This is a genomic window from Streptomyces sp. Tu6071, assembly GCF_000213055.1.
GTDB lineage: Bacteria > Actinomycetota > Actinomycetes > Streptomycetales > Streptomycetaceae > Streptomyces > Streptomyces evansiae.
Window position 1 is genome coordinate 6,055,590 of the sequence record NZ_CM001165.1, and the last position, 15,900, is coordinate 6,071,489.

The following is a 15,900-nucleotide window of genomic DNA, read 5'->3' on the forward strand; positions in this document are numbered from 1 at the left end:
ACGGGTGTCCCGGCGCCGTCGCGCTCCCCGGACTCGGCCGACGCCGCTCGTCCCCGCAAGCCTCGGAAGGGGCGGACCCCGCTCGGGTCCGCCCCTTCCGCGTACCCGCGTATCCGCGGGTGATTCCTCAGCTCGCCTCGCGCGTCCCGCGCACCCGCCGCCACCCCGCGAGCCGCTCCCGTACCGCCGCGCTCCGCGCCGACAGGGCGCGGCCCAGGCGGCCCGCCGAGGAGCGGGGGGTGAAGAGGGCGCGGAGCCGGTCGGTGCGGCCCGAGCCCGCCCGCAGCCCCGCCAGTACCCGGCGGACGTCGGCGGCGACCGGCGGCGGGGTCGCCGCGGGGGCGTACCGCACGTGCTCCAGGGCGTCGACCAGTCGGCCCAGGGCGGCGGCGGACTCCTCGTCCAGGTGACCCGCGCGGACCAGCCGTGCCGCCGCCGCGCGCGGGCTGAGCGTCTCGTCCGGCGGGATGCCGAGATCCCAGGCGGTGTCGAGCACCTCGGCCCACGCCGCCCGCACCCGCTCCCCGAGCGCGGAGACGTCGCGCCCCGGGCCCCCGCCGAGCCGCCGCGCGCGCAGCCTGCGCCGCCACAGCACCGGCAGGAGCGGCACCGCGAGGACCACGAGCACGAGAAGCCCCACCCCGATGAGCGTGCCCGTGGGCGGTCCGTCGTCGCCGTGCGCCACGACCGCCTGCGGGCTCGGTCCGCCGCACTCGCCGAGGCGCCGGTCGGCCGCCGGGCAGGTGGCGTCCGTCGAGGCCGAGGTCGAGGGCGCGGCCGACTCGCTCGTCTCGGGCTGCTCGGGCGCCGTGCTCGCCGCGCCCCCCTCGGGCGCCTCCGGTTGCGTGTACTCCGGGGTCGTGCCCCGGCTCGGGGTCGGCTCGAAACGAGTCCAGCCCACCCCCTGGAAGTACAGCTCCGGCCACGCGTGCGCGTCCCGCAGGCCCACCGACATCGTGCCCTCGTCCCCGGTCTGCGTGCCGGGCGTGAACCCGATCGCGACCCGCGCCGGGATGCCGAGCGTGCGGGCCATCGCCGCCATCGAGAAGGAGAAGTGGACGCAGAAGCCCTCCTTCTGCTGCAGGAACCGGGCGATCGCCTGCGGGCCGCTGCCCGCGCCGACCCGCGTGTTGTACGTGAAGCCGCCGTCGTAGGCGAACCAGTCCTGGAGCCGCACCGCGCGCTCGTAGTCGTTGGCGGCGCCCTTCGTGACCTTCCGCGCGGTCGCCGCGACGACGTCGGGCAGATTGCCCGGCACGGAGGTGTACGCGCGGCGGATGTCCTCGGGAGCCGGCCGGGCGTTGGCGAGCTGGCGGGCCGTGGGACGGACGTCGAGGCTCTCAACGCGGTACGAGGCGTTCCGCGTCGTCTGGCCGCGCTCGCCGACGAGGGTGCGCCCCTCCGGCTCGTACCGCCAGCGCCCGTTGATGTCCACGGAGCTGGCCGGGTAGGGGAGCGGCAGCCAGTCCTGCCCGTAGTCGCCCGCGACCTGCACGGACGTCGTGACGGTCCCGGTGGCGACGTCGGGGGAGAGCCCGGTGGGCTGCGGGAGCTGGTCGGGGACCTCGGTGATGCGGCGTTCGGACGGCGACCAGGAGGTGCCGTCGAACCTGTCGAGCGAGACGATCCGCAGGTACAGGTCGGAGATGTTCGCCGCGTCGGTGCGGTAGCGCAGGACCTCGCGGTCGTCGGGCTGGTTGAGGGCGTCCTGGAGCGAGACGAGCGGGTTGACCGCCGAGATCGTGCCGCCCCCGCCGCCCGTGCCGCCGCCGCCCCTGCCGTCGAGCAGCCCGCCGTCCAGCGCGGGCAGCGCGAGCGGTACGACGAGCGCGACGCCGAGCGCGAGGACACCGATCCTGCGGCCGTTGCGCACCGGGGACAGCTGGGGCGGCTTCCCCCGCCCGTCCGCGCCGCGCACGCCGAAGACCCGCCCCCAGCGCGCGACCCGGTCGCGGCTCTCGGCGAGCAGCAGGAGCAGGTAGCCGCCCGCGGCGAGGAGGAAGAGGAGCCAGCCCGAGCCCTCCTCGGCGATCCCGGTGGCGACCGAGTAGAGCGCGAGCAGCGGCAGCCCGGCGGCGGAGGCCGCGCGGAACGTCACCGCGAGCGTGTCGACGAGCAGGCCCACCACGAGGACCCCGCCGATCAGCAGGAACGTGATGCCGTCGGTGAGCGGCGCGGGGATCGTGTACCCGCGCACGTCGTGCTGCCCGGCCTCGAAGAGCTGCCCGAAGTGCCGCATCGCCTCCGGCCCGGGGACGAAACCGGCCAGGGCCTGCGCGCGCGCGAAGACGACGGTCAGCAGGAGCAGCGCCACGAGCGCCTGGATCGCCACCACGAGCGGGCGCGGCAACTGCGCCCGGCGCGCGAGCGCCCCCGCCCCGGCCACGAGCGCGAGCAGCAGGAGGCACAGCGCGAACCACGTCGCGCTCTCCACGAGCGGCAGCAGCGCGGCGGCGGAGAGCGCCGTCGCCACCGTCGCCGCGAGAGTGACCCGACCCCGCCCGCTCATGACTCCCGCTCCCTGTCGTCCGGCCGCCGGTCCCGTTCCCACCGCGCGACACGCTCGATCCGCTCGTAGGACGAGGGCGTGCGGGGCCCCGGGGGATCGGGAGGCGGAAGGTACGCGCCCGGGGCGCCCCCGCCCCCGTACGCACCGCCCCCGAAGTTCTCGCCGCGCGGGGCGCTTTCCCCGTACGTGCCACTGCTCCCGTACGTGCCGCCGCCCCCGTACGGCCCCGCGCTCTCCGGCTCGTGTCCCGCGTGGAGCGCGCCCGCCTGGCGCCACAGCTCGGCGAGCGCGGCGCCACGCGGGACGCGCAGCACCGTCCAGCCCGCCTCGCGCAGGGCCCGCGCGCACTCCTCCGGTCCCGGTTCCGCCTGCTCGGGGTCCGCGGGACGGCCCCACCCGGGGCCGTCGAGGAGGAAGGCGACCGCGCTCGCGCCCCGGCCGCGCGCCCGCGCGAGCAGCGCGGTCTGCTCCGCGTCGAGCGCGCCGACGAAGGCGACGAGCAGCCCCTCCGTACCGCCGTGCAGGGCGTCGTGGGCCGCCGCGAGGCCCGTGCCCGCCGAGTGGTCGATGACCGCGAGGACGTCGAGGAGCGCGCCCGCGGCCTCGGCGGCCTCGTGGCGCGCGGTCGCGAAGCCGTCGCTGCCCGGGACGGCGTCGAGCGCGCCCTCGTCGGTGAGGAGGCGTACGTCCATCTCGCGTTCGAGGAGGTGCGTGAGCACCGAGGCGGTTCCCGAGACGGCCCACTCGAAGGCGCTGTCCGGGCCGCCGCCCGCGTAGGCCGCGCGCCGCGTGTCGAGCAGCACCGTGCAGCGCGACCTGCGCGGCTGCTCCTCGCGCCGCACCATCAGCTCCCCGTACCGCGCCGTCGAGCGCCAGTGGACCCGGCGCAGGTCGTCGCCGTGCCGGTAGCCGCGCGGGATGACGTCGTCCTCGCCGGTGAACGAGAGCGCGCGCTGCCGCCCGCCGCCCTCGCCGGGGGCCTGCCCGCCGAGCCCCGCCGCGGGCAGCGGGACGACGGCCGGGAGCACGGTGAGGGTGTCGCGCGCGCTGAAGGAACGGCTCAGCTCGCACATCCCGAAGGGGTCGCTGAGCCGCAGTTGCAGGGGACCGAGCGGGAAGCGCCCCCGCATGTCGGAACGCACCCGGTACGAGACCTCGCGGCGCCCGGCCGCCTCGACGCGGTCCAGGACGAAGCGCGGGCGCGGCCCGAGCTGGTAGGGGACCCGGTCCTGGAGCATGAGCAGTCCGGTCGTGAGCCGCGAGACGTTCTCGACGCGCAGGTGCACGCGGGCCTCCTCGCCCGCCTGCACCCGCAGCGGGCTGAGCCTGCGGCTGCCCGTGACGCGGTGGCGGGTGCGGAAGAGGACGGCGGCGGCGACGAGCGGGAGCACCGCGAGCAGCACCCCGACCCGGAGCAGTTCGCCCTGCCCGAGGACGTACGCGCAGATCCCGGCGGCGACCCCGGCGGCGAGGAAGGACCGGCCGCGCGTCGTCAGCCCCGCGAACGCGGTCCGCAACGGCCCGCGCGCCGCGCCCTCCTCCTGGTCCTCGGCGACCGGCGCGAGCGCGGGCTGCCCGCCCGGGGGCACGGGGCCCCCGGACCGCTGCGGGGGGACGGGACCGCCGGACGTCCGTACGGCCTCGTCCTCGGGACCCCGTACGGCCGTGCCCCGCCCGGCCCCCCGGCCCTTCACCGGCCGCCGCTCGCGGGGCGGCCCCCGCGACCGCCGCTGTCCGGGATCGGCACCTGCTGGAGCAGTTCGACGACGATCGCCTCGGCGCTGCGCCGCCCGAGCTGGGCCTGCGTCGTCGGCAGCAGCCGGTGCGCGAGCACCGGCACCGCGAGCGCCTGCACGTCGTCGGGGAGCACGAAGTCCCGCCCGGCGAGCGCGGCCGAGGCGCGCGCGGCCCGGACGAGGTGGAGCGTGGCGCGCGGCGAGGCGCCGAGCCGCAGCTCGGGGTGGGCCCGGGTCGCCTGCGTGAGCGCGACCGCGTACCGCTCGATGTCCTCCGCGATGTGCACGCCGCGCACCGCCTCGACGAGCTTGGCGATCTCGTCGACGTGCGCGACGGGGACGAGCGCGTCGAGCGGCGAGGCGGCGCCGTGCGAGCCGAGCATCTTCAACTCGGCCTCGGCGGAGGGGTAGCCCATCGAGACGCGCGCCATGAAGCGGTCGCGCTGCGCCTCGGGGAGCGGGTAGGTGCCCTCCATCTCGACCGGGTTCTGCGTCGCGACGACCATGAAGGGACGCGGCAGCGGGAAGGTCTCGCCGTCGAGCGTGACCTGCCCCTCCTCCATCGCCTCCAGGAGCGCCGACTGCGTCTTCGGCGAGGCCCGGTTGATCTCGTCGCCGATCACGATCTGCGCGAAGACGGCCCCGGGCTTGAAGTCGAAGGTGCCGGAGACCTGGTCGTAGACGGAGACGCCGGTGATGTCCGAGGGCAGCAGGTCCGGCGTGAACTGGATACGGCGCACGGAGGCGTCCACGGAACGCCCGAGCGCCCGCGCGAGCATCGTCTTGCCGACCCCCGGCACGTCCTCGATGAGCAGGTGCCCCTCCGCGAGCAGCACGGTCAGCGCGAGCCGGACGACGTCCGGTTTGCCCTCGATGACCGTCTCGACGGCGCTCCGCACCCGGCCCGCCGTCCCGCTCAGCTCTCTCAGGTCCCCCCGCGCGTCGGCGCGCTCGTCAAAGGTCGTCACCCGGCCCTCCTCGGCCCACGGCCCCGAGCGGGGCCACCCCGTCCACCGGGTTGCGCCCGGCTCGCGGCGAGCCGGCACCCGACATGTCCTGGACCCCGCGCGGACCACTCCACGCGGGCTCCCCACGCATTCTTGTTGCCGTTATCGGTTCGTGTCACTCGCCCGCGGACAACAGCTCACCGCTTGTCAGTCCTTGCGGCATTTGTCCGCCGGATCCGGCCGGTACCCGGCCGCTGCGACCAGCGCGACCGCCGGTACCCGGCCGCGACGGCCAGCGGACCCTGGGCACGGGTCCGGACGCCGCGCGGCCGGGGGAGGGACCGGCTCAGGCCGCCGGGGCGGGGTCGACCTCGTGCAGCAGCCCCGTGTGCACGTCGAAGACGAAGCCGCGCACGTCGTTCGCCTCGACCAGGAACGGCGAGGTGCGCACCCGCTGCATCGACTGCCGCACGTCCTGCTCCGCGTTCGTGAACGCCTCGACCGCCCACGAGGGACGCTGGCCCACCTCGCGCTCCAGCTCGTGGCGGAAGTCCTCCGTCAGCGATTCGAGGCCGCAGTTGGTGTGGTGGATGAGGACGACGCTGCGGGTGCCCAGCGCGCGCTGGCTGATGGTCAGGGACCGGATCACGTCATCGGTCACCACACCGCCCGCGTTGCGGATCGTGTGGCAGTCGCCGAGGTCGAGGCCGAGCGCGGCGTGCAGGTCGAGACGGGCGTCCATGCACGCCACGACGGCGACCTTCTGCACGGGCCGGGCGTCCATGCCGGGGTCGGTGAACGTCTTCGCGTACGCCTCGTTCGCGGCGACGAGCCGGTCGGTGACCGAGGTGTTGGGGGTGATGGGGGCGGAAGTCATGCTCCAGACGGTACCGAACCGCGGCGGCGGGCCCGTCGCGCGCGTATCCGTACGAACGTGATCATGGCGCGCGGGCCCGGGTTTCACGGGCTCCGCGACGCGCAGGGTCGTTGATTGACCGGGCGACAGGGTGGACTAAAGTGACGCGAAGCGGGACCCCGGACACCCCGCCGGAGACTGTCGCGGTCCCGTGCCCGCCGCGGCCCCGCGTCCCGGGGCCGCTTCTCCACGACGCGCGGCGGACACGTACGACCCGGCCCCCTCCCGTTCCGGCCGGCCGGTGCCGCGAGGCGCCGGCGGGTCACTCCCCTTCCGAGCGGGAGGGGACCAGGCCGCGCGTCCCGCCGCGCAAGGGGAGCGCCGGGGGAGCACAGCGCGGGACCAATGCGCGGGACCAGGGCGCGAGGCGCCTTTCGACGAGGGTGACGGGCAGGACATTGCACACGGACCACACGCCCGAGGGCACAGCACCCGACGGCACAGCGCAGGACCCGCCCGCACCGGCCGCGGGGACGGCCGAGGGGCGTCACGTGCCCGTCATGCTGCGCCGCTGCCTCGACCTCCTCGGCCCCGCCCTCGCCGAGCCCGGCGCCGTCGTCGTCGACTGCACCCTCGGCCTCGGCGGCCACAGCGAGGCCCTGCTCAGCACCTTCCCCGCCGCCCGCCTCGTCGCGCTCGACCGCGACAAGGAGGCGCTGCGCCTCGCCGGGGAGCGCCTCGCCCCCTTCGGCGAGCGCGCGATGCTCGCCCACGCCGTCTACGACGAGCTGCCCGACGTGCTCGACCGGCTCGGCATCCCGCGCGTCCAGGGCATCCTCTTCGACCTCGGCGTCTCCTCGATGCAGCTCGACGAGGCCGACCGCGGCTTCGCCTACGCGCAGGACGCCCCGCTCGACATGCGCATGGACCAGACGGCGGGCCTGAGCGCCGCCGAGGTCCTCAACACCTACCCGCCCGGGGAACTCGTCCGCATCCTGCGCACCTACGGGGAGGAGAAGCAGGCCCGCCGGATCGTCTCCGCTGTCGTGCGCGAGCGCGAGAAGGAGCCCTTCGCCCGCAGCGCGCGCCTCGTCGAGCTGATCCGCGAGGCGCTGCCGCAGGCCGCCAAGCGCACCGGCGGGAACCCGGCGAAGCGCACCTTCCAGGCCCTGCGCATCGAGGTCAACGGCGAACTGTCGGTCCTGGAACGCGCGATCCCCGCGGCGGTCAACACCCTCGCCGTCGGCGGCCGGATCGCCGTCCTCGCCTACCACTCCCTGGAGGACAGGCTCGTCAAGCAGGTCCTGTCCACCGGGGCCACGAGCACCGCCCCGCCCGGCCTCCCCGTCGTCCCCGAGCGCTACCAGCCCCGCCTCAAACTCCTCACGCGCGGCGCCGAACTGCCCGCCGAGGAGGAGGTCGCCGCCAACCGCCGTGCCGCGCCCGCCCGCCTGCGCGGAGCAGAGCGCATCCGCGAGGGGGCCGTGTGAGCGGACGCAGGCCGCCCCGTACCCGTACCGGAACCGGCCGCAGCCGCGGCAGGGGAACCGGCCGTCGCGCCCGCGCGTGTCACCCCCCGGAGGAGTCGTGAACGGTGTCCTGCGCGGCCGGGCGGCGGCGCTCGCCCGGCTGCTGCCCGAGCGCGGCACGAACCGGGCGGCGCGCACGCCCTTCGTGCTGCTCGTCGTCGTGCTCCTCGCCGGGGGGCTCATCACGCTCCTCGTGCTCAACTCCTCGCTCAACGAGGGCTCCTTCCAGGTGAGCCGGCTCAAGAAGCAGTCCACGGACCTCACCGACGAGCAGCAGGAACTCCAGCGGGACGTGGACGCGTACTCCGCGCCCGACGCCCTCGCCCGCCGCGCCGCCGAGCTGGGCATGGTGCCGGGCGGCGACCCGGCGTTCCTCGCGCCGGACGGGACGGTACGGGGCCGCGCCTCGGCCGCGCCCCCCGTCGCCCTCGTACGGCCGAGCGCACCGGAGCAGCCCGCCCCGAAGCCGAGCCCCACACCGACGGCCTCCCCGAGCCCGAGCACGAGCCAGAGCCAGAGCCCGAGCACGAGCCCGAGCACGAGCCCGAACCCCGGCCCAGGCTCCACTCCGGGCCCGGGCGCCAGCACCTCCCCGAGTCCCACCCCCACCCCGTACACGAGCCCGGACCCCACCCCCGGAAGGTGACGCCGTGACCGACAGGGAACCGCCCCGCCGCCGGGTGCCAGGCCCCGCCAGGCCCGCCGAACGCCCGCGTGCCGGGGCGCGGGCGGGAGCCCGCCCGGGGCCCGGCGCCCGGCCGCGCCGCAGCCCCTCAGGACCGGGGCCCAGGCTCCAGGGGCCGCGCACCATCCGCCTCGGCTCGCCGCGCCCCAGGCTCCGGCTCGTCGGCGTCACGATCACGCTGATCATGGCGGTCTTCGTGGGGCGGCTGCTCCAGATCCAGGCCGTCGACGCGGACTCCTTCACGACGGCCGCGCAGAAGAACCGCGTCGTCGTCCACGAGATCGCCCCCGAGCGCGGCGCCGTGACCGACCGCAAGGGGGTCGAGCTGGCCACGAGCGTCGACGCCTACGACATCACCGCCGACCCCTCGATGTTCGGCCGCGAGCAGACCCACGTGAAGGACGCCCCCGAGCAGGCCGCGGCCCTCCTCGCCCCGATCCTCGGCAAGGACGAGGAGGAGGTGGCCGCCCAGTTGCGCGGCACGGGCCGCTACGCGCTCCTCGCGACCCGGCAGACCCCGCAGGTCTGGACGCAGATCAAGGACCTCAAGAACGCCTTCCAGGAGAAGGCCACGAAGGACAGGCCCAGCATCCTCGCCGGGGTCTTCCAGGAGCCGACGAGCAAACGCGTCTACCCCAACGGGGACCTCGCCGCCGGGATACTGGGCTGGGTCAACTCCGAGGGCAAGGGCGCGGGCGGCCTGGAGGCGCAGTACGAGACCTCCCTCGCGGGCACCCCCGGCGAGGTGCGCTACGCGCAGGCCGGGGGCCGCCAGGTCCCCACGGCGGGTGGCAGCGAGCACCCCGCCGTGGCCGGTACGGACGTGCGGCTCACCCTCGACCGCGACATCCAGTGGGCCGCGCAGCAGGCCATCACCGACCAGGTGAAGAAGTCCAAGGCCGACCGCGGCTACGTCATCGTCCAGGACACCCGTACCGGAGAGATCCTCGCGCTCGCCAACGCGCCCGGCTTCGACCCGAACGACCTGCGGCACGCCGACGTGGACGCGCTCGGCAACCCGGCCCTCCAGGACGCCTACGAACCCGGCTCCACCAGCAAGATCATGTCCATGGCCGCCGTCCTGGAGGAGAACAAGGCGACCCCGGGCACCCACGTCACCGTGCCCGGCGAACTGCGCCGCGGCGACCGCATCTTCCACGACGACATCGCGCACGGCACCTGGCACCTCACCCTCAACGGGGTGCTCGCCAAGTCCTCCAACATCGGCACGATCCTCGCCACCGGACAGCTCGGCGGGACGCAGCAGCAGGCGAACCGGGTTCTCCACTCCTACCTGCACAAATTCGGCATCGGCAGCCCCACCGGACTCGGCTTCCCCGGCGAGACCTCCGGCATCCTCGCGCCGCCGGACAAGTGGAACACCTCGCAGCAGTACACGATCCCCTTCGGCCAGGGCCTGTCGATCAACGCGGTGCAGGCCGCCTCGGTCTACTCCACGATCGCCAACGGCGGAGTCCGCACCGAGCCGACCCTCGTCAAGGCGACCAAGGGCCCGGACGGCCGCTGGGCCCCCACCGACCCCGCGAAGAAGACCCGCGTCGTGAGCGACAGGACCGCCAAGACGCTCGCGACCATGCTGGAGTCCGTCGTCGACGACAAGGAGGGCACCGGCACCTCCGCGCGCATCCCCGGCTACCGCGTCGCCGGCAAGACGGGGACGGCCAACCGGGTGGACCCGAAGACCGGGCTCTACCGCGGCTACACCGCCTCCTTCGCCGGCTTCGCCCCCGCCGACAAGCCCCGCGTCACCGTCTACTGCGCCATCCAGAACCCGACGAAGGGCGGCTACTTCGGCGGCCAGATCTGCGGACCCATCTACAAGAGCGTCATGGAGTTCGCGCTGAAGACCCTCCAGGTCCCGCCCACCGGCGCCGCACCCGCGCGGCTCCCGACCACTTTCGAGCCCTGACCGGCGGACCCCGCACCCCGCGCACCCCCGGAGACCCACCAGGAACCGCCCGTGACAACGATCACCCCCGATCCGGGGAACCGCCGCCGACCCCCGGGACCCGACGGCGCGCCAGCCCCCGCACAGAGCCCCTCATTTCGCGGCGAGCCCATCCCGCCCGGTACGCTCACCGCCGTGCCACGCCCCGATCAGCCCCACACCCCCCGGGAGAACGGTCCCGTGACGTACCCCGGCCCTCCGCGCCCCGCCAAGACCGCGGCCACCCCGCTCGACGACCTCGCGGAAGCACTGGGGGTCGAGCCGCGCGGCGGTCGCGGCCCCGCTCCCGCCGATGTCACCGGCATCACCCACGACTCCCGCGCCGTGCGCCCCGGCGACATCTACGCGGCGCTCCCGGGTGCCCGCTTCCACGGCGCCGACTTCGCCGCGCAGGCCGCCTCGCTCGGCGCCGTCGCCGCGCTCACCGACCCCGCGGGGGCCGAGCGCGTCCTCGCCGCGGGACTCCCCGTCCTCGTCGTCGGCGACCCGCGCGGCCGGATGGGCGCCCTCGCGGCGCGCATCTACGGCAACCCCGGCGACGACCTCCTCCAGATCGGCATCACCGGGACCTCGGGGAAGACCACCACCGCGTACCTCATGGAGGGCGGCCTGCGCGCCGCCGGGCACTCCACCGGGCTCATCGGCACCGTCGAGACCCGCATCGGCGACGAGCGCCTCAAGTCCGAGCGCACCACGCCCGAGGCCACCGACCTCCAGGCGCTCTTCGCCGTCATGCGCGAACGCGGCGTGGACGCCGTCGCCATGGAGGTCTCCAGCCACGCCCTCGTGCTCGGCCGGGTCGACGGCGTCGTCCACGACGTCGCCGTCTTCAACAACCTGAGCCCGGAGCACATGGAGTTCCACTCCGGCATGGAGGACTACTTCCAGGCCAAGGCGCAGCTCTTCACCCGGGCGCGCAGCCGCAGGGGCGTCGTCAACCACGACGACGAGTACGGGCGCAGGCTCATCACCGAGGCCGAGGTGCCGATCGTCACCTTCTCCGCCGAGGGCCACCCCGACGCCGACTGGCGCGCCGAGGACGTCGAGATCGGCCCCACCGACTCCACGTTCACCGTCGTAGGCCCCGACGGCTCCCGCTACCCGGCCCGCGCCCCGCTGCCCGGCGCCTTCAACGTCGCCAACACCCTCGCCGCCGTCGCGGCCCTCGCCGAGGCCGGGACGGACCCCCGCGTCGCCGCCGAGGGCATCGGGGCCGTCCCGGGCGTCCCCGGGCGCCTGGAGCGCGTCGACGAGGGCCAGCCGTACCTCGCCGTCGTCGACTACGCGCACAAGACCGACGCCGTCGAATCGGTGCTCCGCTCGCTGCGCCGCGTCACCGAGGGCCGCGTGCACGTCGTCCTCGGCTGCGGCGGCGACCGCGACACCACCAAACGCGGCCCGATGGGCGCCGCCGCGGCGCGCCTCGCCGACACCGCCGTACTCACCTCCGACAACCCGCGCTCCGAGGACCCGCTCGCGATCCTCGCCGCGATGCTCGCGGGCGCCGCCGAGGTGCCCGTGCACGAGCGCGGGGACGTCCTCGTCGACGCCGACCGCGCGGCGGCCATCGCCGCCGTCGTCGCCCGCGCCGAGCCCGGGGACACCGTGCTCATCGCGGGCAAGGGTCACGAACAGGGCCAGGACGTCAACGGGGTCGTCCGCCCCTTCGACGACCGCGAGGTCCTCAAGGAAGCCATCCGCAAAGCCGCGGCCACCCCGGCCGCGCAGCAGAAAAGCGTGGGATGAACCTGTGATCGCCCTCTCTCTCGCCGAGATCGCTGACATCGTCGGCGGGCGGACCCACGACATACCGGACCCGGAGCTTCGCGTCACGGGTCCCGTCGTCACCGACTCCCGGGCCGTCGAGGACGGCGGACTCTTCGTCGCCTTCGCCGGCGAACGCGTCGACGGGCACGACTACGCCGCCGGAGCCGTCGCGGCGGGCGCCGTCGCCGTCCTCGCGACCCGGCCCCTCGGCGTGCCCGCGATCGTCGTGGACGACGTCACGGCGGCCCTCGGCGCCCTCGCCCGCACCGTCGTGGAGCGCCTCGGCACCGCTGTGATCGCCATGACCGGCTCGGCGGGCAAGACGTCCACCAAGGACCTCATCGCGCAGCTCCTGAGCCGCCGCGGGCCCACCGTGTGGCCACCGGGCAACCTCAACAACGAGATCGGGCTCCCGCTGACCGCGTTGCGCGTCACCGAGGAGACCCGCCACCTCGTCCTGGAGATGGGCGCCCGCGGCATCGGCCACATCCGCTACCTCACGAGCCTCACCCCGCCGTCCATCGGCATCGTCCTCAACGTCGGCTCTGCCCACATCGGCGAGTTCGGCGGCAAGGAGAAGATCGCCGAGGCCAAGGGCGAGATGGTCGAGGCCCTGCCCGAGTCCGGACTCGCCGTGCTCAACGCGGACGATCCGCTCGTACGCGGCATGGCCCCCCGTACCCGGGCACGGGTCCTCCTCTTCGGCGAAGCGGACGATGCGGAAGTCCGGGCCGAGAACGTCACGCTTACGGACACCGGACGCCCCCGGTTCCTCCTGCGCACACCCACCGGGTGCGGCGAAGTGACCTTGCGCCTGTACGGTGAGCACCACGTGTCGAACGCGCTCGCCGCCGCAGCCGTCGCCCATGAGCTGGGCATGCCCGCCGAAGAGATCGCCCTTGGTCTCAGCGAGGCACGCTCCCTCTCCCGCTGGCGGATGGAGGTCACCGAGCGCCCGGACGGCGTGACGATCGTCAACGACGCCTACAACGCGAGCCCCGATTCCGTACGAGCAGCACTGCGCGCGCTCGTCGCGATGGGCTCGGCAGCCCGAGACAAGGGCGGCCGGACCTGGGCGGTGCTCGGGACGATGGCGGAACTCGGGGACGAATCGCTCGCCGCCCACGACGCCGTCGGACGGCTGGCCGTCCGGCTCAACGTGAGCAAGCTCGTCGCGGTCGGGGGCCAGGAGGCGGCCTGGCTGCGGATGGGCGCATACAACGAGGGTTCGTGGGGTGAGGAGTCGGTGCACGTGTCCGACACACAGGCGGCGATCGACCTGCTACGCGGGGAACTGCGACCGGGGGACGTCGTCCTGGTGAAGGCGTCCCGGGCGGCGGGCCTGGAGAAAGTCGCCCAGGCCCTCCTGGAAGGCGCCGGTGAGGGCGAGGCCGCCGCGCGATGAAGCAAATCCTCTTCGCGGGAGCGATCGGTCTCTTCCTGACCCTCATCGGCACCCCGTTGCTCATCAAGCTGCTCGCCCGCAAGGGCTACGGCCAGTTCATCCGTGACGACGGGCCGCGCGAGCACCACAGCAAGCGCGGCACGCCGACCATGGGTGGCATCGCCTTCATCCTCGCCACGCTCATCGCGTACTTCCTCACCAAGCTCATCACCGGCAGCCCGACCAGTTTCTCCGGGCTCCTGGTGCTGTTCCTGATGACGGGCATGGGCCTGGTCGGCTTCCTCGACGACTACATCAAGATCGTCAAACAGCGCTCGCTCGGCCTGCGGGCCAAGGCGAAGATGGCCGGACAGCTCATCGTCGGCATCGCCTTCGCCGTGCTCGCCCTGCAATTCGCCGACCAGCGCGGCAACACCCCGGCCTCCACGAAGCTCTCCTTCGTCACCGACTTCGGCTGGACCATCGGCCCGGTGCTCTTCGTGGTCTGGGCGCTCTTCATGATCCTGGCCATGTCCAACGGCGTGAACCTGACGGACGGTCTGGACGGCCTCGCCACCGGCGCCTCCGTCATGGTCTTCGGCGCCTACACCTTCATCGGCGTCTGGCAGTTCCAGGAGTCCTGCGCCAACGCGGCCACGCTCACCAACCCGGCCGCCTGCTTCGAAGTGCGCGATCCGCTCGACCTCGCCGTCGTCGCCTCCGCCCTCATGGGCGCCTGCTTCGGCTTCCTGTGGTGGAACACCTCGCCCGCCAAGATCTTCATGGGCGACACCGGCTCGCTCGCCCTCGGCGGCGCCCTCGCGGGCCTCGCGATCTGCTCGCGCACCGAACTGCTCATCGCCCTCCTGGGCGGCCTGTTCGTGCTCATCACGCTCTCCGTCGTCATCCAGGTCGGCTCCTTCAAGCTGACCCGAAGGCGCGTCTTCCGCATGGCACCGCTCCAGCACCACTTCGAGCTCAAGGGCTGGTCGGAAGTCCTCGTCGTGGTCCGCTTCTGGATCATCCAGGGCATGTGCGTCATCGTCGGCCTCGGTCTCTTCTACGCGGGATGGGCGGCCGACAAGTGACCGCACCGGACTTCGCGGGCACCCGCGTCACCGTCGCCGGGCTCGGCGTCTCGGGGATGCCGGCCGCACGCGTCCTCCACGCGCGCGGAGCACTCGTCACCGCCGTCACCGACGCCGACGACGAGCGCTCCCGCGCCCAGGCCGGGGAACTGCGCGCCCTCGGCATCACCGTGCGCCTCGGCGACGGCTCGACCCTCCCCGAGGGCACCGAACTCGTCGTCACCGCCCCCGGCTGGCAGCCCGGCAAGCCGCTCTTCGCCGCCGCCGAGGCGGCCGGGGTGCCGGTCTGGGGCGACGTCGAACTCGCCTGGCGCCTGCGCGGCCCCGACGCCGCGCCCTGGCTCGCCGTCACCGGCACCAACGGCAAGACGACGACGGTACGGATGCTCGCCGCGATCCTCGAAGCGGCGGGCCACCGCACCGCCGCCGTCGGCAACATCGGCGTCTCGCTCCTCGACGCGGTCCTCGCCGAGGAGCCCTACGACGTCCTCGCCGTCGAGCTGTCGAGCTATCAGCTGCACTGGGCGCCCTCGGTCCGGCCGCACTCCGCGGCCGTCCTCAACCTCGCGCCCGACCACCTCGACTGGCACGGCTCGATGGCCGCGTACGCCGCCGACAAGGGCCGGGTCTACGAGGGCAACCAGGTCGCCTGCGTCTACAACAGCGCCGACCCGGCCACCGAGGAACTCGTACGCGCCGCCGACGTGGAGGAGGGCTGCCGGGCCATCGGCTTCACGCTCGGCACCCCCCGCCCCTCCGAACTCGGCGTCGTCGAGGGCTACCTGGTGGACCGGGCCTTCGTGCCCGACCGCGCCCAGCAGGCCCAGGAACTCGCCGAGGTCGCCGACGTCGATCCGCCGGCCCCGCACAACGTCGCGAACGCCCTCGCCGCCGCCGCCCTCGCCCGCGCCTTCGGCGTCCCGGCCACGGCGGTCCGCGAGGGGCTGCGCGCCTTCCGGCCCGACCCGCACCGCATCGAGCACGTCGCCACGATCGACGGGGTCTCCTACGTCGACGACTCCAAGGCGACCAACACGCACGCCGCCGAAGCCTCGCTCGCCGCGTACGAACCGATCGTGTGGATCGCCGGGGGACTCGCGAAGGGCGCGTCCTTCGACGAACTGGTGCAAGGCGCCGCGAAACGCCTGCGGGCCGTCGTCCTCATGGGCCGCGACCGCGCGCTGATCCGCGAAGCCCTCGCGCGACACGCCCCGAACGTACCCGTGGTCGACCTCGACCGGGCCGACACTGGGGCGATGTCCGAAGCGGTGCGCGAGGCGGCCGGGCTCGCCGAGAGCGGCGACACGGTCCTGCTCGCCCCGGCGTGCGCCTCGATGGACATGTTCACCAACTACAACGTGCGCGGCGACCTCTTCGCCGAGGCGGTCCGCGCACGCGCCACCGCTGCCGAAGGCGACTGAACCGGACCG

11 protein-coding genes are annotated in these 15,900 nt (G+C 74.5%); 7 read left to right on the forward strand and 4 right to left on the reverse strand.

Annotation, left to right across the window (positions count from 1 at the left end; all coding sequences use genetic code 11):
• Positions 1-127: 127 nt before the first annotated feature.
• From STTU_RS25620 to STTU_RS25635, 4 genes are all read right to left on the reverse strand, one after another.
• Positions 128-2,509: a transglutaminaseTgpA domain-containing protein gene (locus tag STTU_RS25620; protein ID WP_043256342.1), complete on the reverse strand. Its 2,382-nt coding sequence runs from the start codon at positions 2,507-2,509 to the stop codon at positions 128-130.
• Positions 2,506-4,098 carry a DUF58 domain-containing protein gene (locus STTU_RS25625; RefSeq protein ID WP_007828221.1) on the reverse strand — a complete coding sequence of 531 codons (1,593 nt, stop codon included), beginning with the start codon at positions 4,096-4,098 and terminating at the stop codon, positions 2,506-2,508. The genes STTU_RS25620 and STTU_RS25625 overlap by 4 nt, the downstream gene beginning before the upstream one ends.
• Positions 4,099-4,199: 101 nt before the next feature.
• Positions 4,200-5,213, reverse strand: a complete 1,014-nt coding sequence (locus STTU_RS25630; RefSeq protein ID WP_043256343.1) for an AAA family ATPase — start codon at positions 5,211-5,213, stop codon at positions 4,200-4,202.
• A 325-nt stretch (positions 5,214-5,538) separates the two neighbouring features.
• Positions 5,539-6,069, reverse strand: a complete 531-nt coding sequence (locus STTU_RS25635; RefSeq protein ID WP_007828224.1) for a beta-class carbonic anhydrase — start codon at positions 6,067-6,069, stop codon at positions 5,539-5,541.
• A gap of 530 nt (positions 6,070-6,599) precedes the next feature.
• Here STTU_RS25635 and rsmH point away from each other — a divergent pair.
• The 7 genes from rsmH to murD all read left to right on the forward strand — a co-directional run bounded on the left by rsmH (position 6,600) and on the right by murD (position 15,891).
• Complete coding sequence (gene rsmH, locus STTU_RS25640) at positions 6,600-7,538, forward strand: 16S rRNA (cytosine(1402)-N(4))-methyltransferase RsmH (protein WP_007828226.1); 939 nt, start codon at positions 6,600-6,602, stop codon at positions 7,536-7,538.
• A gap of 97 nt (positions 7,539-7,635) precedes the next feature.
• Positions 7,636-8,223 (forward strand): hypothetical protein, encoded by a 588-nt coding sequence (locus tag STTU_RS25645; protein ID WP_007828228.1) that lies wholly within the window; start codon positions 7,636-7,638, stop codon positions 8,221-8,223.
• 4 nt (positions 8,224-8,227) lie between these two features.
• Positions 8,228-10,192, forward strand: a complete 1,965-nt coding sequence (locus STTU_RS25650) for a peptidoglycan D,D-transpeptidase FtsI family protein (protein ID WP_199785048.1) — start codon at positions 8,228-8,230, stop codon at positions 10,190-10,192.
• 51 nt (positions 10,193-10,243) lie between these two features.
• Positions 10,244-11,977, forward strand: a complete 1,734-nt coding sequence (locus tag STTU_RS25655; RefSeq protein WP_078519045.1) for a UDP-N-acetylmuramoyl-L-alanyl-D-glutamate--2,6-diaminopimelate ligase — start codon at positions 10,244-10,246, stop codon at positions 11,975-11,977.
• A 4-nt stretch (positions 11,978-11,981) separates the two neighbouring features.
• Positions 11,982-13,403 (forward strand): UDP-N-acetylmuramoyl-tripeptide--D-alanyl-D-alanine ligase, encoded by a 1,422-nt coding sequence (locus tag STTU_RS25660; protein ID WP_007828232.1) that lies wholly within the window; start codon positions 11,982-11,984, stop codon positions 13,401-13,403.
• Positions 13,400-14,470, forward strand: coding sequence for a phospho-N-acetylmuramoyl-pentapeptide-transferase (gene mraY / locus STTU_RS25665; protein ID WP_009064394.1), 1,071 nt, complete (start codon positions 13,400-13,402; stop codon positions 14,468-14,470). The genes STTU_RS25660 and mraY overlap by 4 nt, the downstream gene beginning before the upstream one ends.
• A complete protein-coding gene (gene murD / locus STTU_RS25670) occupies positions 14,452-15,891 on the forward strand; it encodes a UDP-N-acetylmuramoyl-L-alanine--D-glutamate ligase (RefSeq protein WP_063894621.1) in 1,440 nt (479 codons plus the stop codon). The genes mraY and murD overlap by 19 nt, the downstream gene beginning before the upstream one ends.
• Positions 15,892-15,900: the final 9 nt, after the last annotated feature.

Excerpts from the sequence above, each read along its gene's own strand:
- mraY (WP_009064394.1), top strand. The coding sequence starts at position 13,400 with ATGAAGCAAATCCTCTTCGCGGGAGCGATCGGTCTCTTCCTGACCCTC.
- STTU_RS25635 (WP_007828224.1), bottom strand. The coding sequence starts at position 6,069 with ATGACTTCCGCCCCCATCACCCCCAACACCTCGGTCACCGACCGGCTC.
- STTU_RS25620 (WP_043256342.1), bottom strand. The coding sequence starts at position 2,509 with ATGAGCGGGCGGGGTCGGGTCACTCTCGCGGCGACGGTGGCGACGGCG.
- murD (WP_063894621.1), top strand. The coding sequence starts at position 14,452 with ATGGGCGGCCGACAAGTGACCGCACCGGACTTCGCGGGCACCCGCGTC.